This is a genomic window from Asanoa ishikariensis (assembly GCF_900107455.1).
GTDB lineage: Bacteria > Actinomycetota > Actinomycetes > Mycobacteriales > Micromonosporaceae > Asanoa > Asanoa ishikariensis.
The window spans coordinates 1346891-1367133 of record NZ_FNQB01000001.1; the positions used below are offsets into that span (position 1 = coordinate 1346891).

Below are 20243 nucleotides of genomic sequence, written 5' to 3' on the forward strand. Positions count from 1 at the left end.
CCATGGATTCGCGTACCGGACTGCCTATCGTCGGCATGGTGGGTGGTGGCCAGTTGGCCCGGATGACCCACCAGGCCGCCATCGCCCTCGGCCAGTCGCTGCGGGTGCTCGCCGCCCATCCTGACGACGGTGCCGCGCTGGTCGCCGCCGACGTGCGGATCGGCGAGCACACCGACCTGGCCGCGTTGCGTACCTTCGCCAAGGGCTGTGACGTGGTCACCTTCGACCACGAGCACGTGCCGGAGGCGCACATCCGCGCGCTGGCCGCCGACGGCGTCAAGGTCTTCCCGTCTGCCGACGCGCTGGTGTTCGCGCAGGACAAGCGCCGGATGCGGGAGCGGCTGTCGGAGTTGGGTGCGCCCGTGCCGCGTTGGCAGCCGATCGCCTCGCCCGCCGACCTGGCCGCGTTCGGTGAGCGGGCCGGCTGGCCGCTGGTGCTCAAGGCGTCCCGGGGCGGCTACGACGGGCGTGGCGTGTGGGTCGTCGACTCGCCGGAGGCGGCCGCCGAGGTGCTGGCAAGTGGCACGGAGCTGATCGCCGAGGAGCTGGTGCCGCTGCGCCGTGAGCTGGCGGTGCAGGTGGCCCGGTCGCCGTTCGGACAGGTCGCGGCCTACCCGGTGGTGGAGACGGTGCAGCGCGACGGGATCAACGTCGAGGTGCTCGCGCCGGCGCCGCTGCTGCCGGAGGACCTCGCCGTCGAGGCGCAGAAGCTGGCGATCGACCTGGCGACCGCGCTGGATGTGGTCGGGCTGCTCGCGGTGGAGCTGTTCGAGACATCCGGCGGGCTGGTCGTCAACGAGCTCGCGATGCGGCCGCACAACTCGGGGCACTGGACGATCGAGGGTGCGCGGACGTCGCAGTTCGAGCAGCACCTGCGTGCGGTGCTCGACTATCCGCTCGGCGACACCGCACTGGCCGCGCCGGTCGTGGTGTCCGCGAACGTGCTCGGCGGGCCGGCCGGCGGGATGTCGATCGACGAGCGGATGCACCACCTGTTCGCGGAGGACCCCGGCGCCCGGGTGCATCTCTACGGCAAGCAGACCCGTCCGGGCCGCAAGATCGGCCACGTGACGGTCCTCGGCGACGACCTGGCGTCGTTGCGTGCCCGCGCTGCCCGCGCGGCCTGGTGGCTACGCGAAGGGACCCACGAGTGACGGCCGTCGGCTTGATCATGGGCAGCGACTCCGACTGGGCGACGATGCGCGCCGCGGCGGAAGCACTCGACGAGTTCGGTGTCGACTACGAAGTCGGCGTCGTGTCCGCACACCGCACACCCGACAAGATGATCGCGTACGCGCGTACCGCCGCCGATCGTGGCCTTCGGGTGATCATCGCCGGTGCGGGCGGTGCCGCACACCTGCCGGGCATGGTCGCCTCGGCCACTCCGCTGCCGGTGATCGGTGTGCCGGTCCCGCTGAAGTACCTCGACGGCATGGACTCGCTGCTCTCGATCGTGCAGATGCCGGCCGGCGTGCCGGTGGCCACGGTCTCGATCGGCGGCGCGCGCAACGCCGGCCTGCTGGCCGTCCGGATCCTGGCCACGGCCGACCCGGCGCTGCGCCAGCGCATGCTGGAGTTCCAGGCCGGCCTCGAGGTGCTGGTCGCCGAGAAGGAAGCCGCGCTCAAGGCGTCCCTGCGGTCGGCATGACGCTTGTCCGCCCGCGGCGAGCGGCTGACCTGCCGGGCTGCGTCGCCGCGCTGCGTGCCGTGCACGAGGCCGACGCGTACCCGCTGAACTGGCCGTTGGATCCGGTCGGCTGGCTGGACCCGCCGGGCCTCGTGCGGGCCTGGGTCGCCGAGTTGCCGGAAGGCACGATCGCCGGCCACGTGGCGATCCAGGCGGGCGAGTTGTCCCGGCTGTTCGTCACCCCGGCCGCGCGGCGCCGCGCGGTCGGCACCGCGTTGGTCAGCGAGGCGACGGCCTGGGCGGCCGCGCACGACGTCGAGCTGAGCCTCGAGGTCACCGACGAGCAGCGGTCGGCCGCGGTCGCCTTCTACGCGGCCACCGGCTGGCAGCACAGCCACACCACGCAGGCTGACTGGACCGGCCCCGACGGCGGCCCGGTCCAGTTGCGGCGCTACACGCGCTAACGCATCCCGCGCAGGCTGCGGATGCGCTCCTGGGCGCGGCGGCGGTTCTCGTTGTTGGCGCCCAGGACCAGCAGGATGACGCCGATCGGCAGGACGACGTAGTACGGGCCGACCCGGGTCACGGTGAAGTGGATCGCCGAGATGCCGGTGACCACCGCTCCCACGATGACCGGCGCCTGCTGCTTGACCATCGCGCCGAAGATGAGGGTCGCGGCCGCTCCGACCAGCAGGAGCAGTTCGCGGGTGTCGGTGGTGTCGCGGGTGAGCACCAGGACCGTCGTCGGCAGGAACGCGGCCACCAAGGCCGGGCCGTACGCCACCCAACTGCCCAGCGACGGGCGCTGGCGCAGCTCGATCAGGCCGGCGACCAGCGCCACCGCGGCGAACGGCAGCGTGTAGGCCTCGAGCAGCCGCACCTCGCCCAGGTCCATCAGCAGCCACCAGGCGACGACCTCGCAGCCCAGGGCGGAGTAGAACATGACCCGGCGGCGGGAGGCCCGGCGACCGGGGCGACCGGCCGCGATCCCGAGCACGGCGCCCCAGGCGGCGAGCAGGCCGGCCAGGTGCGGCAGCGAGTCGAAGGCCAGCGCGAACGCGATCAGGCCGGCCCCGTAGCCGCTCCACTCGACCGTGGTCGCCTCGCGTCGCGCCTGGGGATGGCGCAGTCGGGGCACCAGCGCGGCGCCGATCAGCAGCGCGGCGCCGACCCCCAGCACGCCGAACGCCGACGTGGTGCGCGGCAGGCCACCGACCAGGCCGAGGGTCAGCACGAAGGCCTGCGCCATGATCGCGGCGAACAGCCAGCCGAGGATGCGGGCCCGCTCGGTCTTGCCGTAGAGGGCGGCCGCCGCGCCGACCAGCACCGCGCTGCCCAGCGTGAACAGGGTCATGCCGCGGGTGGCCAGGCTGCCGGACAGGCCCGCGTTGCCGGCGGCCAGCCCGATCACGAAGGCGGTGATCCGGGCCGAGCGCAGCGACTGCGCCAGCTCCGACTCCGGCGGCGGCGGGGTCAGCGCCAGAGCGAGCATGGTGACCGCGAAGACGGCCAGCGCCGCCTGGGTGGTCTGCGGCCAGCCGAGACCGAGGGACATCGGCGTGATCAGGATGGTCACCGCGATGCCGGGCAGCACCACCGGGATCGCCCGGGCCGGCCGGCCGCCGGAGAACGCCAGTGCGGCGAGCCCGGCCGCCACGGTCAGCAGCAGTGCGGAGAGCACGTTGGACGGGTCCACCGCGGCCTCAGGCGGGTCTAGCAGCGCCGCCGGCGGGCCTTCCCACACCCGGTTGACCACCTGGAGCGGGTCGATCAGGGCGGCGATCAGCGCGGGGCCGAGGGCATAGAGGGCGAAGAGGATGCCGGGTACGGCCAGCAGCAGCGCACCCATCGCCGGCTCCAGCGACCAGCGCCGGCCGGACGCGGCGAGCTGGCGGCGCCAGGGACCCGAGCCGAACGCGCTCCACCGGCGGACCCGCTCCGCCTCGCCGCCCGGCGAGACGGTCGCCCGCAGCAGTTCGGCGAGGATGCCGAGCATCGCCGCGGCGGCCGCGTACACGCCGGGTGAGACGCCGGTGCCCAGGGCCGTGGCGGCGGTGATCGTGGCGCCGCCGGCCAGGCCGACGGAGGCGTAGGCGAGGAACGGCGCCATCCGGGAGCGGGTGAGTGCCAGCAGCGCCATCCCGAGGCTGGAGCCGGCCAGGGCGGCCGTCAGCACTACGACCGCCGAGCTGCCCACGGACGCGGCGAAGCCGGCGAGGGCCCCGGGCAGCGCCAGCAGAGCGCCGCCGAGAGCGAGGCCGCCGACGGTGCTCAGGTGCGGCGGCGCGGCGATGTCGGCCGAGGTGGCCGCCCGCTCGCCGGTGGCGGCCGCGCGGGGCCGGGTCATCGTCGCGGTGCCGCCACCGCCGGTCGGAGCGCTGCCGCCGGCTGACGGGCCGAAGTCTTCGTCGCCGGCAGGCACGGTGATCCGTTCGGTGCCGGGCCGGCTGTTGGGCACCGTGACCCGCTCGCCCGCCGCCCGCGCCTGAGCGTCGACGCCGATCGGGCCGGCGGACTCGGCGTCGGGGTAGCCGGCGGACTCGGTGGTGGCGCCGGTGCCTGGGCGGGAGAACAGCGGCCAGCGCGGCCCGGCCTCATCCGCAGGGCCGGCCACCGCGTTGGCGGCCAGGCCGGCTACGACGGCGCCGATCAGCACGATGATGCCGAGCGCCGCCGCGGTGGTCCACGGGCGCACGACGCTGGCGCCGACCGCGTGCAGGGCGACGGCGGCGGCGACCCAGATCCGGGCGATGCCGGCCCGGGGGTCGGCGGCCATCACGGCGGCCACGCCGTAGATGGTGGCGACGGCGCCGCCGACCAGGATCGGCGAGTACCAGGGCAGGCCGAGGGCGGCCGGGGCACCGATCGTGGCCAGGCCGACGAACACCCCGGCGACGTCGTAGGACCAGGGGCGGGGCAGCACGATGGCCGCGGCGCCCGCGAGCAGCACCAGCGCCACCGGCGCCTGCCAGGAGCCGATCGCGTCGGTGCTGCCGGGCCACCGGGAGAGGTCGGCCTCCCAGAGCGCGCCCGGTGTGGCGAGGATCCGCAGGCCCCCGGCGAGGGACTGGTAGCCGGCGACGGCCGCGATCACGCCACCGCCTACGGCGATGCCCAGTGCCGGGCCGCGCCGCCAGCCCTCCGGCAGCGCCCGCACGGCGATGGCGACGACCAGGATCATCGCGGCCACGGTCGCGATCTCACCGCCGGGTGCGAGGATCGCCGCGATCCGGGCCAGCGCGCCGATCAGCGCGGTGGTCGCGGCCGCCGAGGCGAAGTCGGCACCGTCCAGCATCCGGTCGGCCCGGCGGCCGTGGTCGATCGACGGCGCCAGGAACAGCAGCACGGCGGCGACCAGCATCAGCGCGCCGACCAGCTTGTCGGCGACCATGGACTGCGGAGCGGCGAACGCGGCGGCGGCGACGGTCATCGCGCCCAGCCCGGTGCCGACCGTCAGCGGGATGCTCAGGTGTCGCTCGGCCACCTGGTTGAGCGCCGCGAAGCTGAGCGTCGCGCAGACCGCGAGGAAGCCGGTGGCCAGGATCGGCACGGTGGCGTTGGTGGCCGGCACGGTCGCGGCGACGAAGCTGGCCACGGCGCCCGGGAAGGCGAACGCCGCACCGCCGGCCGCCCACTCACCGACCGCGTCGGCGCCGGCGTTGTCGCGGATCGTGGCGGAGCGGGCAGCCGCGGCGATCAGTGCCCCGCTGGCGGCGATCACGAGCAGCACCGCGGCGGTCAGCGCGGGCCGGGCGGTGGAGGCACCGGCCGCGGCCAGCCCGACCAGGGCCGCGCCGACGGCGTGTGCGACACCGGCGCGGTTGGTGCGGGCCCAGAGGCCGGCGACGCCGATGGCGATCGCGGCGATCGCCGGCGGCCACGGCGCGGCGGCCCAGCCGAGGTCGAACGAGGCGGGAGCGGCCAGCGCGGTCAGGGCCGCGCCGGCGACCGCCAGCTCACGACGGATCTCCTGCGGGGCGGCCAGCACGGCGGCGATGGTGAGCAGGGCGGCCGCGACCGCGAGCTGCCACTGTGCGGAGCCGATGGCGGCGTCGAGCTTCGCGTCGTACGCGGTCAGGTCGGCCCGCCACATCGGCAGCGCGGCCTCGACCGGCGCGATCGCGGCGCGCAGGGTGTTGCCGGCGATCACCACGCCGAGCACCAGCATGGCCGCCGTCGAGGCGAGCTGCGGGCCTCGGCGGGACTCGTCGGGCAGGGCGCGGACCGCGAAGCCGATCAGCGCGATGATCGCGGCGACCACGACCAGCGCGTGCCCCGGCAACGCGACCGAGGCGACCCGGCCGGCCGCGCCGATGATGGCCAGCGTCATGACCGCGCCGGCCACGTCGGGCAACGGCCGGCGGCGGAGCTGGAGCGAGCCGACCAGCCCGATGCCGGCCGACAGGACCAGCGCGATGCCGGCCACCGTGGCCGCCGGCAGGGTGCGGGCCTCGACCAGACCGGCCACCGCGTAGATCAGGGCGGCGCCGATGGCGATGCCGAACAGCACCCACGACATCTCGCGCAGCCAGCGGGCGGTGACCTCGGTCTGTGGCGGCGGGCCGGACACTGGGGCGTCGCTGGGGCCGGCGTCGAGCAGCACCTCGGCTTCCTCTGCGGCACCCTCGGGACGGCGGATCCCGGCCGCTGCCGGGTCACCCGCGCCCTCTTCCTCGGTGCGCTGGCCCGGCACCGGGCTCGACACGATCCGGGACACCTTGGGGCCGGCGTCGTCCTCGGCGGTGGTGGTCTTGGCGGTGGCGGCGGGCTCGTCGACGGGGGTCGGGCGTGGTGGTGCCAGGCGGGCCGACCAGGCGGGCGGGACCAGGGAGCCGAAGGCGGCGTACTGCCGGCCCAGCCAGACGTCCATGGCGGCCACCGCGGCCAGCGAGAACGCCCAGCCGGTCGGTCCGTTGATCGAGCCGTGCGCGAGCAGGGGGATGACCGGCTGCAGCGCGAGCACCGTGGCGTAGCGGGGCACGCTGAGGCCGGTCGCGCTGGCGTAGACCGCCGCGATCGCGGCCGTCACGGCGAACACGATGCCGCCGAACACCTCACCCGGCACGGGTCCGGAACGGACGGCCGGGACGAGGTAGAGCGCGTAGCCGATGAGCGGCACGAGGGTCAGGCCGACCGCGGAGACGGTCTCGGCGGTCGAGCTGAGCTGTCGGGCCCGGACGAACGGCGCGACGCCCAACATCAGCGCGGCCGCGCCGGTCAGGATCGCCAGGCGGGGGATCGCGAACGGCGTCACGCCGGCGAAGACCACCGCGGCGACGCCGAGCAGAAGGGCGCCCAGGCCCAGGTAGACGTTCTGGATCTCGCGGGGCGACGCCTCCGGGCGTACCCCCTCGTCGTCAAGGTCCTGCACCCGAGGCGGCGGAGGCGGTTCCGGGGGTGCTCCCGCACCGGTCGGCTGCTGCCGAGGGATCCGGGGACCGGTTGGGTCGGCGGTCGGCGGACGCTTGGTGGCCCGGCGGCGCAGCACCCGGCGCGGCTTCTTGATCTGCTCCTTGAGCCGTTCCTGGTTGGCCGCGGAGAGGATGTCGCGCTGGAACCGGGCGGCCTGCATGCGCTGCGCGAGCAGCCGCTGGTCACGCGCGAGCTGGATGTCCTGGCGTCGGATCTCGGCGATCTCGCGCTCGATGCGTTGCACCTCGTCGGCCCATCGGCCCTGCTCAGCGTTGCAGTAGGGGCAGCGGGGAGCGGGATCGATCTCCCGGCCGCAGGAGGGACACGGATACCTTTCCATCGCACCTCTTCGCGGCAGGACGGTGACGCCTATACGGAAGCATGCCAATACTGGACGTCGATTGAACAGTCCCTTTGGGCGTGTCCGGACGCGACACCCGAAATCGGTGACGTCCCTCCAATGTGAAAGGGCGCCCCCGGGGTGCGAAACCCCAAGAGCGCCCTTCGAAAGAACAGACTGTTACGGGCGACCCATCCCGCGGTACGTCCAGCCGGCCTGGGTCCACAGTGCCGGGTCCAGGCAGTTGCGGCCGTCGATGACCTTCTTGCCGGCGACCAGGTCGCCGAGGGCCACCGGGTCGGCGTTGCGGAAGTCGGCCCACTCGGTCAGCACGCAGACCAGGTCGGCGTCGCGCACCGCGTCGTTGAGGGTGGGCTCGTACGTCAGGTCGGGCGACGCCTTCTTGGCGTTGTCCATGCCCTCCGGGTCGTAGACCCGCACGTCGGCACCGGCCTTTAGCAGCAGCCCGGCGACCGCCAGCGACGGCGCGTCGCGGATGTCGTCGGAGTTGGGCTTGAAGGTCGCGCCGAGCACCGCGATCCGGGCGCCGGACAGGTCCGGACCGGCCGGGCCGGAGCGGCGGCCGAGCAGGTCGGCGGCCAGGTTGAGCACCCGGGTGCGGCGGCGCAGGTTGATCAGGTCGACCTCGTGCAGGAAGCGCAGCGCCTCGCCGGCGCCGAGCTCCTGGGCCCGGGCCTGGAACGCGCGGATGTCCTTGGGCAGGCAGCCACCGCCGAAGCCGACGCCGGCCTGGAGGAACCGGTTGCCGATCCGGGGGTCGTAGCCGATCGCCCGGGAGAGCTGGGTGACGTCGCCGCCGGCGACCTCGCAGACCTCGGCCATCGCGTTGATGAACGAGATCTTGGTGGCCAGGAACGCGTTGGCCGCGACCTTGACCAGCTCGGCGGTGGCGAAGTCGGTGATGACCAGCGGGACCTCGCGGTCCTCGGTCGCCGCCAGGTCGAAGACGCCCTTGTGGGCCGAGTAGAGCAGGCCGTTGGCCCAGTCGCTCTTGACACCGACCACGATGCGGTTGGGGCGCAGCACGTCTTCGACGGCGAAGCCCTCCTGCAGGAACTCGGGGCTCCACGCGACCTCGACACCGAGCTCCGGGGCGACGTGCTTGCCGACCAACTGCTCGATCCACTCGGCGGTGCCGACCGGCACGGTGGACTTGCCGACGATCAGCGCCTTGCGGCTCAGGTGCTGGGCGAGGTTGACGACCGCGGTCTCGACGTAGGTCAGGTCGGCGCCCATGCCGTCGCCCCGCTGCGGGGTGCCGACGCAGATGAAGTGGACGTCGCCGAACTCGGCGGCTTCCTGGTAGTCGGTCGAGAAGCGCAGCCGGCCGGCGGCGATGTTGCGCCGCAGCAGCTCGTCAAGGCCGGGCTCGTGGAACGGGACCACGCCGGCGGCCAGCCCGGCGATCTTCGCCTCGTCGACGTCGAAGCCGAGCACCTCGTAGCCCAGCTCGGCGTAGCAGATGGCGTACGTCGCACCCAGGTAACCGGTGCCGAGGAAGGTCAGCCGCGGGCGGGCGGCACCGGACGGTGGCGTCACCGCCGCGATCGCCGGCATGGGCTGGGTGTTCGGGTACGGGATCGTCACGCCTTGGTTCTCCGCTCACGCTCGGCGGCGCCACTGTGCGCCACGTCGGTTGCCGGGACTGGCCGCGCCCGCACGGCGCGTCAGCTAGGACATCTGTTCTTCTGTCCCGCCGGAGCGGGTTCACCTACGTGCGCAGGCGAGGATAGTGCGTGAGCCTACCCACTGTGCATCCGAGCCAACGTTACCGGTCGGTATCCTCAGCACTGGGCCGGATAGACACATGCCCGACGCACGCTACCGGTGGCGTAGTCCGCCGGCCAGGGGAGGGCTGCAATCATGACACAGGGTTCGTTCGACGTTTACCTACTGCCAGAAGAGCACAGCACGATCAGGGCCGCGGTACGCGAACTGTGTGATGCCCGCGTCGCCCCCAACGCCGCGCACGCGGACGAGACCGGCGACTTCCCCAAGGCCTCCTACGAGGCGTTGCGTGCCGCCGACTTCCACGCGCCGCACATCCCGGTCGAATACGGCGGTGCCGGCGCCGACGCCCTGGCCACGGCGATCGTGATCGAAGAGGTGGCCCGCGCCTGTGCGTCGTCGTCGCTGATCCCGGCGGTCAACAAGCTGGGCACGATGCCGCTGTTGCTGGCCGGCTCCGACGCGGTCAAGGCCGAGTTCCTCCCGCCGGTCGCGCGGGGCGAGGCGATGTTCTCGTACTGCCTGTCCGAGCCCGACGCGGGCAGCGACGCCGTGTCGATGACGACCCGGGCGGAACGGTCCGGCGACGGCTGGGTGCTCAACGGGGTCAAGCGCTGGATCACGAACGCCGGTGTGTCGGAGTTCTACACGGTCTTCGCGGTCACCGAGCCCGGCGCCCGGTCCCGCGGCATCTCGGCGTTCGTCGTGTCCAAGTCGGATGCCGGTGTGTCCTTCGGCGCACCGGAGAAGAAGTTGGGCATCAAGGGCTCGCCGACTCGCGAAGTTTACTTCGACAATGTGCATATTCCGGATTCGCGCCGGATTGGCGAGCCGGGCACCGGCTTCGCCACCGCGATGCGCACGCTCGACCACACCCGGGTCACCATCGCCGCACAGGCGGTCGGCATCGCCTCCGGTGCGCTCGACTACGCCCTCGGATACGTGAAGGAGCGGCACCAGTTCGGCAAGCCGATCGCCGACTTCCAGGGCATCCAGTTCATGCTCGCGGACATGGGCATGAAGCTCACCGCCGCCCGCGAGCTCACCTACGCGGCGGCCGGGCGGTCCGAGCGCGGCGACGCCGACCTGACCTACTTCGGGGCGGCCGCCAAGTGCTTCGCGTCCGACGCCGCCATGGCGATCACCACCGACGCGGTCCAACTGCTCGGGGGGTACGGCTACACCCGTGACTACCCCCTCGAACGGATGATGCGCGACGCCAAGATCACGCAGATCTACGAGGGCACCAACCAGGTCCAGCGGGTCGTGATGGCCCGCCAGCTCCTCAACGGCGTCGGCTGACCCTCTTCGGCCGGGTGCGCGGCACTCAGAGGCGGCGGGTGGCGTCCGGGTCGCTGGGTGGCGTGGTCGGCGTGGCATGGCCGGGTGGTGGATAGGCGGCCGGTGGCGGCGGCGTGCCGTGCAGCGGCCGGGTGCGGCCGTCCGGCGCGGCCCGGTCGCTCGACTCGTCGCTGTCCGGACCGGGCTCCTCGGCCGGTTTCAGCACGGTCGTCTGCTCGTCGCCGTCCGCGTCGTCGCTCGTCGCCGGCCGCAGCAGCGTGGTCTGTTCCTCGCTGTCCGGGGCGGGCCTCGCCGACGGTCCCAGCAACGTCGTCTGCTCGTCGCCGTCCGGGTCGAGGCGGGTCGTCTCGTCGTCCGTCAGCCGGGTGGTCTCGTCCTCCGCCGCCGGGGGCGGCGTGAGTCGAGTGGTCTCGTCCGTGGCCGGCGGCGGCGTGAGCCGGGTGGTCTCGTCGGTGGCCGGGCTCAACCGGGTCGTGGCGTCGGTGCCGCCGAGCCGGGTGGTGGCGTCCGTGGCGTCGGCCGCGTCGCTGGCGCCCGGCTGGCGGGGCACGTGCGGGGTGAACCGCGGCGGCGGTGGTGGCGGCGTCCGTTCGCTGCCAGGCGGGCGGGGCGGCGTGCGCTGGCTGGCCGGCGGGCGCGGCGGCGTCGTCCAGGCACTGGCCCCGGCGATCGTCGGCCCGGCGGTCGCCGGCCCGGCCGTCGGCGGTGGGGCGGGCGTTGGCGGTGGGGCGGCCGTCGGGCGGGGTGGCGGCGGAGCGCTCTGCCCGGAGGGTGGCGGCGGCCCGGGCGGCCCGCTGGCCGGCGCGGCCGAGGTCGGCACGGGGACCGGCGGCACTCCGTACCCCTGGCCGTAGAGCGCACCGGTGGCGTAGGGACCGGCCGGCGATCCGGGAGCCGCGGCGAACGCCGGCGAGGTCGGATAGGCCGGCGGGTAGCCGGGTGGCGGGGCGACCGTGGCGCCTGGATAGATCGGCTGCGTGGGCAACGCCGGCGCCGGATGCCGCTGCCAGCGCCGCGGGCTGGTCACGGTCAGCAGCAGCAGCGTGCCGACCACCGGGCCGATCGCCACGATCGGATTGACCAGGCCGGCCGGGCGGCCGAACACGGAGGCCGTGAACAGCTCACGGAACAGTCCCGGGTCCTGGCCCGCCCACACGCTGACCACGATGAACGCCAGCCCCGCCGTCGCGGGACCGACCGGGGAGAGCCGGGTCAGCACGAGCAGGGTGAGTAGCACCCCGGCCGCGGCGAGTGCCGCGTAGCCGCCGACCATCCGCAGGTCGAAGCGCCCGACACCGATCGAGACCTCGTTCATCCCGTAGCCGGACAGCACCCAGATGGCCGGGGCCAGGAGCAACGACAAGAGCAGCGAACCGAGATGGCGCATCGGGCCTCCCGCGGGGCTGCGGTCGATCCGGTGGATCGACCCAGGTGAAGCGCACCGTACCCCGAGGGAGCGACGAACTCTGTCGCCTATTCGGCCTTACCGTCCGGGCGGTACGGCACCGGCGGTGACGACCACGGTGAGCCCCCGGCGGTGGGCGTTCCGCCGAACGACTCCGTCCGGGGCGCCGGCACGTCGGCCGGCGGGTAGGCCAGCGTCGGCGGGCGGGAGTCCGGGTCGGTGCTGAAACCGCCTGCGAACAGGTCCGGGTCGGTGTCGTCCACACCGGACGTCGCGGTCGCGGTGGTGGCGACCGGCCAGCGGCGCCAGCGCTGCACGCTGAACGCCGCCATGGCCAGCAGCAGGCCGAGGAACAGCAGCGTGCCGTTGTCGAGCGGCAGGCGAAGCTGCAGCGGGTCGCCGAACAGCCGCCAGCCGCCCGGCACCGCGGACCGCACCCGCAGCGGGGCGATGAACATGCCCACGTACGGCGCCATCAGCAGCAGGCCGGCGATCAGCGGACCAAGCGGCGACCAGCGCAGCGTGGCGAGCACGCCGAGAGCGATCCCGGCGGCGGCGAGGTAGACCGCGGGCTCGATCAGCCGGGCGGTGTTGAACGCGGAAGTGTCGGCCCAGGTGGTGATCGTCGAAGTCGATCCGTCCTGGCCGAGCGCGAGCAGAATCCAGACCAGCGGCGCGGCGACGATGCCGGCGAGCAGGCTCCACAGATGACGCACGCGAGCACCGTACCGGAGCGCGTTCCGGACCGTGAATGTGTGCGCGGCACCCACATGTCAGCGCCCTCGCATAGGGGAGGATGGCCGAATGAGCAACGAGGTGTTGTGGACGCCGCCGTCCGACGTACGCCAGACCAGTCGGATCGGCCACTACCTGCAATGGCTCGAACGCGAGCGGGGTCTGGCGTTCGCCGACTACGAGGCGTTGCGGCTGTGGTCTGTCCAGAACATCCCGGATTTCTGGAGTTCGATCTGGGACTACTTCGAGGTGGTCAGCCACACACCGCCGACCGCGACCATCGGTGATCGGCACATGCCCGGCACGCGGTGGTTCCCGGGCGCGACGCTCAACTACGCCGAGAACGTGCTGCGGATGCCCGGCCGGGCCGGCGACGACCCCGCCGTGATCGCGCACGGCCAGACCCGGGCGCCACAGACCCTGACCAAGGACGAGCTACGCGACGCGGTGCGGCGGTGCGCCGCGGGTCTGCGCCGGCTCGGTGTCGGGCCGGGTGACCGGGTCGCGGCGTACGCGCCGAACATCCCCGAGACGTACGTGCTGATGCTGGCCTCGGCCAGTCTGGGCGCGATCTTCTCGTCCTGCGCACCCGAGTTCGGCACGCGCAGCGTCTGCGACCGTTGGCAGCAGATCGAGCCCAAGGTGCTGGTCGCGGTCGACGGCTACCGCTATGGCGACAAGCCGGTCGACCGCGCGGCCGAGGTCGAGGCGATCCGGGCGGCTCTGCCGTCGGTCGAGCACCTCGTGATGATCAACTACCTCGACCCGGCGGCGGGTTCCGGTTGGGACGAGCTCACCGCTCCCACCGACGAGCCGCTGACCTTCGCGGCGCTGCCGTTCGACCACCCGCTCTACGTGCTCTACTCGTCGGGCACCACCGGGCTGCCGAAGCCGATCGTCCACGGTCACGGCGGCATCCTGCTCGAGCACCTCAAGATGCTCGCGCTGCACCACGACCTCGGCCCGGCGGACCGGTTCTTCTGGTTCACCACCACCGGCTGGATGATGTGGAACTTCCTCGTCTCCGGCCCGGCGGTCGGCGCCACGATCGTGCTGTTCGACGGCAACCCCGGCGCGCCGAGCCTCGACACGCTGTGGGCAATGGCGGAAGAGACCCGGATGACCTATTTCGGGACGTCCGCGCCGTTCCTGCTCGCCTGTCGCAAGTCCGGCCTGGTGCCGCGTGTCGACCACGACCTGACCGCGCTGCGCGGGCTCGGCTCGACCGGCGCTCCGCTGCCGCCGGAAGGCTTCGCCTGGGTGTACGCGGACGTCAGCGACACGCTCCAGCTCCAGTCGCTGTCCGGTGGCACCGACGTGTGCACCGGCTTCGTCGGCGGGGTGCCGCTGCTCCCGGTGCGATCCGGTGAGATCGCCTGCCGGGCGCTCGGCGCGGCGGTCGAGGCGTTCGGGCCGGACGGCATGCCGGTGCGCGACCAGCTCGGCGAGTTGGTGATCACCGAGCCGATGCCGAGCATGCCGGTCGGCTTCTGGAACGACCCGGACGGCAGCCGCTACCGGGAGGCGTACTTCGACGTCTATCCGGGCGTCTGGCGACACGGCGATTGGATCACCATCAACGAGCACGGCGGCTGCGTGATCACCGGCCGCTCCGACGCCACCCTCAACCGCGGCGGCGTGCGGCTGGGCACGTCGGAGTTCTACTCCGTGGTCGAAGGGCTGCCGGAGATCGCCGACTCGCTGGTCATCCACCTGGAGGACAGCGAGGGTGGCGCCGGTGAGCTGCTGCTGTTCGTGGTCACCACGGACGAGCGCGACCTCGACGGCGACCTGACCGCCAAGATCGCGAAAGAGCTGAAGACCGCCCTGTCGCCGCGGCACGTCCCGGACGCGGTCTACCGGATCCTGGGCGTACCCCGCACCCTGTCCGGCAAGAAGCTCGAGGTGCCGGTCAAGAAGATCCTCACCGGCACGCCGGCGGAGAGCGCGGCGGCCAAGGGCGCGCTGGCCAACCCGGAGTCGCTGGCCGCGTTCGAGAAGCTGGCCCGCGAGGGCGTCAGCTGAGGTCGCGGGTGACCTGCTCGCTGGCGATCCGGCCGGCGAGCTTGGCGCGGTCGAGGTTGCCGCAGAGCACGATGCTGGCTCCGGCGGCCAACGGCGCCAGCAGCCAGTCGCGCGGCTCGGGGTGGGTCGCCGCGTCGATCAGCACCCGGTCGCCGGGTTGCAAGCCGAACGGGTCTTTCCTCGACCATTCGGAAGAGCCGCGGGGGTACGCGGCGAAGACGTCACCGTAGGCCCGGACCGCCACGGTGTAGTCCTGCCAACCCGAGGGCACCTCGCGCATCGGCAGGGCGAGCGGGTGCAGTGACAGCGCGTAACGATCGCCGGCCGACCAGTCGTCGGCCTCGGCGACCCGCGCCTCGGTGGCGAACAGGACGTCGACGGGTCCGGGTGTCGTGGTGACCTCGACGCCCGCCGCCCAGCAGCCGAGCAGCACGGCGGCGGTCTGCCAGTGCGGTGGCAGCAGCACGCCGGCCCGGTCGCCGTCGCCCAGCCCGGCGCCGTCGACCAGCAGGTTCGCGGTTTTCTCGACCCAGTTGTCGAGCGTGGCGCCGGACAGTTCGGTCCGTTCGCCGGTCGCATCGTCGTACCAGGTCAAAAGCGGTCTTGTCGGATCTCGGCGGATTGCCGCCGCGAACATCCGGGCGATTTCGTCCGCGCTCTCTTCGGCCATCGGTCGCACCTCACCGGCTAGGCATCGATCGTTCGCCGTGTCGTCACGGTGTCACCGGCTCCGACCCGTCGCTGGCTCAGCGTAGGCTTGGCACCAAAGTGGCCTGGCACACACCGCACCCTTGAGGAGCCCGCACCGTGACTTCCGGTCCGCCCCGCGTACTCGTCGACGCCACCAGCGTTCCCGCTGACCGCGGCGGCGTGGGCCGCTACGTCGACGGGCTTCTAGGCGCGCTCGGCAAGGTCATCGGCTCTGAGGTGGAGCTCGCGGTGGTGGGCCTGCGCACCGACGCGGAGCGTTACAGCCGCATGCTGCCCGCGGCCGAGGTGGTCGCCGCGCCGGCCGCGGTCGCGCACCGCCCCGCCCGGCTCGCCTGGGAGCAGACCGGCCTGCCGCTGCTGGCCCAGCAGGTCGGCGCCGACGTGCTGCACTCGCCCTTCTACACCTGCCCGCTGCGGGCCGGCTGCCCCGTGACGGTGACCGTCCACGACGCCACGTTCTTCACGGAGCCGGAGCACTACGACAAGTCCCGGCGCACCTTCTTCCGCAGCGCGATCAAGACCTCGCTGCGCCGCGCACACCGCGTGATCGTGCCGAGCAAGGCGACCCGTGACGAGCTGATCCGGCTGCTCGACGCCGACCCGACCCGGGTCGACGTGGCCTACCACGGCGTCGACCCGACCGCGTTCCACCCGCCGACCGCCGAGGAGAAGGCCCGCGTCGCCGCTCGCCTCGGCCTGGCCGGCACCGACTACGTCGCGTTCCTGGGTGCCAAGGAGCCCCGCAAGAACGTGCCGAGCCTGATCCGCGGGTGGGTCAAGGCGGTGCACGACCGGCCCAACCCGCCCGCGCTGGTGGTCGCCGGCGGCCAGGGCCACGACGACGACATCGACCGTGCGGTCGCCGACGTGCCCGGCCACCTGCGTCTGCTCCGCCCCGGCTACCTGCGCTACGCCGACCTGCCCGGGTTCCTGGGTGGCGCGCTGGTCGCGGCGTACCCGAGCTTCGGTGAGGGCTTCGGCCTGCCGATCCTCGAGGCCATGGCGTGCGCCGTGCCGGTGCTGACCACGCCCCGGCTGTCGCTGCCCGAGGTCGGCGGTGACGCGGTGGCGTACACGAGCGAAGATCCTGACCAGATCGCGATCGACCTGGCCTCGCTGCTCGACGACGAACCCCGCCGGATGGCGTTGGGCAAGGCCGGCTTCGACCGGGCCAAGGAGTTCACCTGGGAGTCCAGCGCCGAGGTGCACATCGCGGCCTGGCAGCGGGCGCGCGCGTGACCGGTCAGTTTGCGGCGGTCCGGCATGATGTCCCGATGCACGCCGTGATCCTCGCCGGTGGCAGCGGCACTCGACTGTGGCCGTTGTCCCGACTTCACCAGCCCAAGTTCCTCCATCCGCTGTCCGGCAGCCCGATGTCGCTGTTGCAGGCGACGGTCGAGCGGGTCGCGCCGCTGGCCGGTCCGGAGCAGACGATGGTGGTGACCGGCGCGGCCCACGCGGCATCCGTGGCCCGGCAGCTCACCGCGCTGCCCGAGGAGAACATCCTGGTCGAGCCGTCCGCGCGGGACTCCTGCGCGGCGATCGGGCTCGCGGCGGCGTTGATCGCCCGGCACGACCCGTCGGCGATCATGGGCGCTTTCGCCGCCGATCACCTGATCACCAACCCGGCCCAGTTCGTCCAGGTGGTCCGCCAGGCGGTGGCCGGTGCCGAGCGCGGGTTGCTGATGACCATCGCGATCAAGCCGACCCGCCCGGAGACGGGCTACGGCTATCTGCGCTGCGGTGCCGAGGTCGGCCCGGGTCCGGTGCGGATGGTCGAGGCGTTCGCCGAGAAACCGGCGTACGAGCTGGCCAAGCAGTACGTCGAGTCCGGCGATTACCTGTGGAACGCCGGCATGTTCGTCTGGCGGGTCGACGCGTTCCTCGCGGAGCTCGCCCGCCAGCAACCGAGCCTGCACGACGGCCTGTGCCGGGTCGCTGCCGCCTGGGACCAGCCCGACCGCGACGAGGTCCTCACGGCCGTCTGGCCGACCCTGACGAAGATCTCGGTCGACTACGCGGTGATGGAGGGTGCCGCGGCGGCCGGCAAGGTCGGCACGGTGCCCGGCGACTTCGGCTGGACCGACGTCGGCGACTTCCAGACCCTGGGCGACGTGTTGCCCGGCGACTCGCGCGGCAACGTGGTGCTCGGCGGCGGCGCCGACCACCCGGGTGAGAAGCCCGGCGTGCTGCTGCGCGACACCGACCGCCTGGTCGTCGTGCCGCACTCGGGCCGCCTGGTGGCCGCGCTGGGCGTCGAAGATCTGGTGATTGTCGACACGCCCGACGTGGTGCTGGTCTGCTCCCGCGCGCGCTCCCAAGAGGTCAAGCAACTAGTGGACGAGTTGAAAGCCCGAGGCGACGAGGGATTTTGCTAGCCGAGGTTCTTTAGGCTGATCGCATGACCGCGCCATTGCGCCATGTGGAGTTGTCCGTCGCCGGCAACGAGGCCAGCGACCTGCTGCCCGTACTCTCGCCATCTTTGTTGGAAGCCCACGGCGCGCGTCGTGGCCTGTGGACGGTGCTGGACGAGGGCCCGGTCGAGGCGTGCGTGGCTCTGCTCGTGCAGGACCACGAGGGCCGCTGGGCCGCACACCACCAGGGCTTCGACGCCGGGGCGGAAGCCGGCCGCACCGAAGACGGCGAGGCGCTGGCGCACCGCGACGGCTGGGTCTACGTGGTCGGCTCGCACTTTGGCTCCAAGGGCGGCCCGCTGCGGCCGAAGCGCGCGTTCTTCGCCCGGTTCCGCGAGGCCGACGCCGCCCGCGGGGTGGTGAAGCTGCACGTGGTGCGCAACCAGTTGCGGCTGCACCGGGCGATCAACGACGCGCTGCTGGACGCCGACATCAGCCCGCTGCCGCCCGGCGAGCGGGTGCAGCGGCAGTTCATCCGGGAAACCCAGGTCCGCGGCGCGGCGAAGGCGAAGAGCTGGACCTCGCGGGTGATCATCGGGGATCTGCCGGTCAACGTCGAGGCGGCGGCGTTCACGCCGGCCGGCACGCTGCTGCTCGGGCTGCGCTTCCCGGTGACCCAGGACGGCGAGCCGATCCTGGTCGAGATCTCCGGTGTCGAGGGGATGTTCGACGCCGACCCGCGCACCTGGCCCGCGGTGGTCCGGGCGTACGCGCTGACCGGCGTCACCCCACCCGGCACCCTGACGGGCTTCCGCGCCCTGACCGCTGTCGACGGCGGTTTCGAGGCGGTCGTCGGTTCGATCGACGCGCTCGGCAAGGGCTCGGTGCTGCTCGACGACCACCCGACGGGCGGAGACATCACGTGTACGCACGTGCGGTTCGCCCTGGGCTCCAACAGCCGGGTGGCCGGCGAGGTGGTCGACGACCTGGCGCCGTTCCACAACGTCGAAGGAATCGCGGTGGTCGACGGTGAGCGGATCTACGTGACGGACGAGGACCACCGCATCGCGCTCTGGCACGACTAGGTTTTAGTCGAGCATCGCCCGGCCCAGCGGGGTCAGGGTGTGCACCATGGTGTTGCCGTCGCGGCGGCTGACCAGCAGACCGGCGTTGCGCAGCACGGCGGCGTGCTGGCTGGCGGCGGCAGCCGAGACTTCGAGCCGGCGGGCGATCTCGCCGGTCGAGCAGCCGCCGGCGACGACCTCGAGCACCCTGGCCCGGGTGCGGCCGAGCAACGCGGCCAGGGCCGGCCGCCCGGGCTCCGCCGGCTGGTCGAGGCCGCCGAGCCGCTCCACCGGGTAGACGAGCACCGGCGGCAGATTCGGGTCGACGAGACTGACCGGGGTACGCGCGCAGAAGAACGCCGGCACCAGCAGCAGCCCGCGGCCGTCGAGGTAGAGGTCCCGGTCGGCCGGATAGTGGCGGACCTCCAGCACCTGCCCGTCCCACCGCATCGCCGGCCGCAGGCTGGTCAACAGCCCGTCCGCCCCGTCGGCGAGCATGGCCCGGGCCCGCTGGCTCCGGTCGGCCTCGACCGCGCTCTCGATCCGGCTCCAGTAGGGAGCGAGCGCCAGCGCCCGGTAGTCCTCCATCGACGCGGTCAGCCGATGCAAGGTGGCGACGTCACCGCGGGCCAGGTCTCCCGCGCTGGCCGGCAGCCGATTGCCGGCTGCCAACAGGGTCAGGTCCCGCCGCAGGTTGGCAGCCGGGGTAGACCGGATCGCGTCCAGCCCCGGCAGCAGCCCGGCGCGGCTCTCGAACGGGGTGAGGAAGTCCGGGAAGTAGCCCTGCGGCGGGTTGAGCGCGAACAACAGCCGGACGCTGGCGCCGTCGTCGCCGTGCCGGAGCCCTGCCGCGACCTCGCGCCGCCAACCGGCCAACAGCGGGTCCCGGTCGGCCCGGCGGCCCTGGAAGAGCTGCAGGCTGAGAATCAGTTCCCAGACCGGATCCGCACCCGGCGCGACGCGGGTGCGCGCGACATCGTCACGGGTGAAATGGATCCGCAGCACGGTCTCGTGGGCTCCGGGAGGGGGTGACGGGCGGGCTTCCGTGGATGTGAGCGTACCGGTTGACCTCAATGTTTCAGCTCTGGCTGAAAGTCCTCGCACTCGCCGTGCGGTTTGGCCATGCTCGTGTTAGCGCCCACATAGCGGGGCGGCATTGCCGCCCGGCCGACCACCAACGAGGGCCCGCGACCGCACGTCGTGGAGGTGGCGGCCGGGCGTGCCTGCGCGTCGACCTTCCTCCCGGGTCCGCGCTACTGCGGCACCACCCGCCACGACGTGGGGGCCTGGCGGGTGGTGCCGCCATGGCCTGCCTGGTCGACACCCTCGTCGACCGTGGCGAGGGTTGCACCGCCGCGGTGACACAAGCCGCCCGCGACCCGTCTGGGTCCCGCCACGGGTCGCGGGCCTTCGCAGGCGCCCTCCGTTGCGCGAGGTTCGGGGTTGCCTGCCCTCGGACCTTGGCTGGCTGTATTGGCGTGCCAGCTTTGGATCGTGGGCCTTGGCCGTCTGCAGATCT

14 protein-coding genes are annotated in these 20243 nt (G+C 73.1%); 8 read left to right on the plus strand and 6 right to left on the minus strand.

Features of this window, described 5'->3' with window-relative positions; translation table 11 throughout:
• The first annotated feature begins 2 nt into the window (after positions 1-2).
• The 3 genes from BLV39_RS06395 to BLV39_RS06405 are packed head-to-tail and all read left to right on the plus strand — an operon-like array spanning position 3 to position 2091.
• Positions 3-1154 carry a 5-(carboxyamino)imidazole ribonucleotide synthase gene (locus tag BLV39_RS06395; RefSeq protein WP_090788336.1) on the plus strand — a complete coding sequence of 384 codons (1152 nt, stop codon included), beginning with the start codon at positions 3-5 and terminating at the stop codon, positions 1152-1154.
• Positions 1151-1648, plus strand: coding sequence for a 5-(carboxyamino)imidazole ribonucleotide mutase (gene purE, locus BLV39_RS06400; RefSeq protein WP_176984784.1), 498 nt, complete (start codon positions 1151-1153; stop codon positions 1646-1648). Before BLV39_RS06395 ends, purE begins: the two co-directional genes overlap by 4 nt.
• Positions 1645-2091, plus strand: coding sequence for a GNAT family N-acetyltransferase (locus BLV39_RS06405; RefSeq protein ID WP_176984785.1), 447 nt, complete (start codon positions 1645-1647; stop codon positions 2089-2091). The genes purE and BLV39_RS06405 overlap by 4 nt, the downstream gene beginning before the upstream one ends.
• Here the strand turns inward: BLV39_RS06405 and BLV39_RS06410 are convergent.
• On the minus strand, positions 2088-7379 hold the full coding sequence (locus BLV39_RS06410; protein WP_143049657.1) for an SCO7613 C-terminal domain-containing membrane protein: 5292 nt from the start codon (positions 7377-7379) through the stop codon (positions 2088-2090). The two genes, BLV39_RS06405 and BLV39_RS06410, sit on opposite strands and share 4 nt — an antisense overlap.
• Positions 7380-7559: 180 nt before the next feature.
• Positions 7560-8987 carry a UDP-glucose dehydrogenase family protein gene (locus BLV39_RS06415; RefSeq protein ID WP_090788340.1) on the minus strand — a complete coding sequence of 476 codons (1428 nt, stop codon included), beginning with the start codon at positions 8985-8987 and terminating at the stop codon, positions 7560-7562.
• Between the two features lie 276 nt (positions 8988-9263).
• Here BLV39_RS06415 and BLV39_RS06420 point away from each other — a divergent pair, with 276 nt between their 5' ends.
• Positions 9264-10430: an acyl-CoA dehydrogenase family protein gene (locus tag BLV39_RS06420; protein ID WP_090788342.1), complete on the plus strand. Its 1167-nt coding sequence runs from the start codon at positions 9264-9266 to the stop codon at positions 10428-10430.
• Between the two features lie 25 nt (positions 10431-10455).
• Here BLV39_RS06420 and BLV39_RS06425 read toward each other — a convergent pair whose 3' ends face one another.
• A complete protein-coding gene (locus BLV39_RS06425) occupies positions 10456-11817 on the minus strand; it encodes a hypothetical protein (protein WP_090788344.1) in 1362 nt (453 codons plus the stop codon).
• Between the two features lie 86 nt (positions 11818-11903).
• Positions 11904-12551, minus strand: a complete 648-nt coding sequence (locus tag BLV39_RS06430) for a hypothetical protein (protein ID WP_090791205.1) — start codon at positions 12549-12551, stop codon at positions 11904-11906.
• 88 nt (positions 12552-12639) lie between these two features.
• Between BLV39_RS06430 and BLV39_RS06435 the strand changes: the two genes are divergently transcribed.
• Positions 12640-14595, plus strand: coding sequence for an acetoacetate--CoA ligase (locus BLV39_RS06435; protein ID WP_090788346.1), 1956 nt, complete (start codon positions 12640-12642; stop codon positions 14593-14595).
• Here BLV39_RS06435 and BLV39_RS06440 read toward each other — a convergent pair.
• The gene (locus tag BLV39_RS06440) at positions 14588-15265 is read right to left on the minus strand and encodes a TIGR03089 family protein (RefSeq protein WP_090788348.1); all 678 of its coding nucleotides are present in this window, start codon (positions 15263-15265) and stop codon (positions 14588-14590) included. The two genes, BLV39_RS06435 and BLV39_RS06440, sit on opposite strands and share 8 nt — an antisense overlap.
• Before the next feature lie 137 nt (positions 15266-15402).
• Between BLV39_RS06440 and BLV39_RS06445 the strand changes: the two genes are divergently transcribed.
• From BLV39_RS06445 to BLV39_RS06455, 3 genes are read left to right on the plus strand one after another with little or no spacing between them, the layout of a single operon-like run.
• On the plus strand, positions 15403-16545 hold the full coding sequence (locus BLV39_RS06445; RefSeq protein WP_090788351.1) for a glycosyltransferase family 4 protein: 1143 nt from the start codon (positions 15403-15405) through the stop codon (positions 16543-16545).
• A gap of 35 nt (positions 16546-16580) precedes the next feature.
• Positions 16581-17684: a mannose-1-phosphate guanylyltransferase gene (locus BLV39_RS06450; protein WP_090788353.1), complete on the plus strand. Its 1104-nt coding sequence runs from the start codon at positions 16581-16583 to the stop codon at positions 17682-17684.
• A gap of 23 nt (positions 17685-17707) precedes the next feature.
• Positions 17708-18745, plus strand: a complete 1038-nt coding sequence (locus BLV39_RS06455; RefSeq protein WP_090788355.1) for a hypothetical protein — start codon at positions 17708-17710, stop codon at positions 18743-18745.
• A 3-nt stretch (positions 18746-18748) separates the two neighbouring features.
• Here the strand turns inward: BLV39_RS06455 and BLV39_RS06460 are convergent, their stop codons facing one another.
• Complete coding sequence (locus BLV39_RS06460; protein ID WP_090788357.1) at positions 18749-19729, minus strand: winged helix-turn-helix domain-containing protein; 981 nt, start codon at positions 19727-19729, stop codon at positions 18749-18751.
• Positions 19730-20243: the final 514 nt, after the last annotated feature.

Coding starts and splice junctions, on each gene's coding strand:
- BLV39_RS06420 (WP_090788342.1), top strand. CDS start 9,264: ATGACACAGGGTTCGTTCGACGTTTACCTACTGCCAGAAGAGCACAGC.
- BLV39_RS06425 (WP_090788344.1), bottom strand. CDS start 11,817: ATGCGCCATCTCGGTTCGCTGCTCTTGTCGTTGCTCCTGGCCCCGGCC.
- BLV39_RS06405 (WP_176984785.1), top strand. CDS start 1,645: ATGACGCTTGTCCGCCCGCGGCGAGCGGCTGACCTGCCGGGCTGCGTC.
- BLV39_RS06435 (WP_090788346.1), top strand. CDS start 12,640: ATGAGCAACGAGGTGTTGTGGACGCCGCCGTCCGACGTACGCCAGACC.
- BLV39_RS06455 (WP_090788355.1), top strand. CDS start 17,708: ATGACCGCGCCATTGCGCCATGTGGAGTTGTCCGTCGCCGGCAACGAG.
- BLV39_RS06450 (WP_090788353.1), top strand. CDS start 16,581: ATGCACGCCGTGATCCTCGCCGGTGGCAGCGGCACTCGACTGTGGCCG.
- BLV39_RS06410 (WP_143049657.1), bottom strand. CDS start 7,379: ATGGAAAGGTATCCGTGTCCCTCCTGCGGCCGGGAGATCGATCCCGCT.
- BLV39_RS06440 (WP_090788348.1), bottom strand. CDS start 15,265: ATGGCCGAAGAGAGCGCGGACGAAATCGCCCGGATGTTCGCGGCGGCA.
- BLV39_RS06395 (WP_090788336.1), top strand. CDS start 3: ATGGATTCGCGTACCGGACTGCCTATCGTCGGCATGGTGGGTGGTGGC.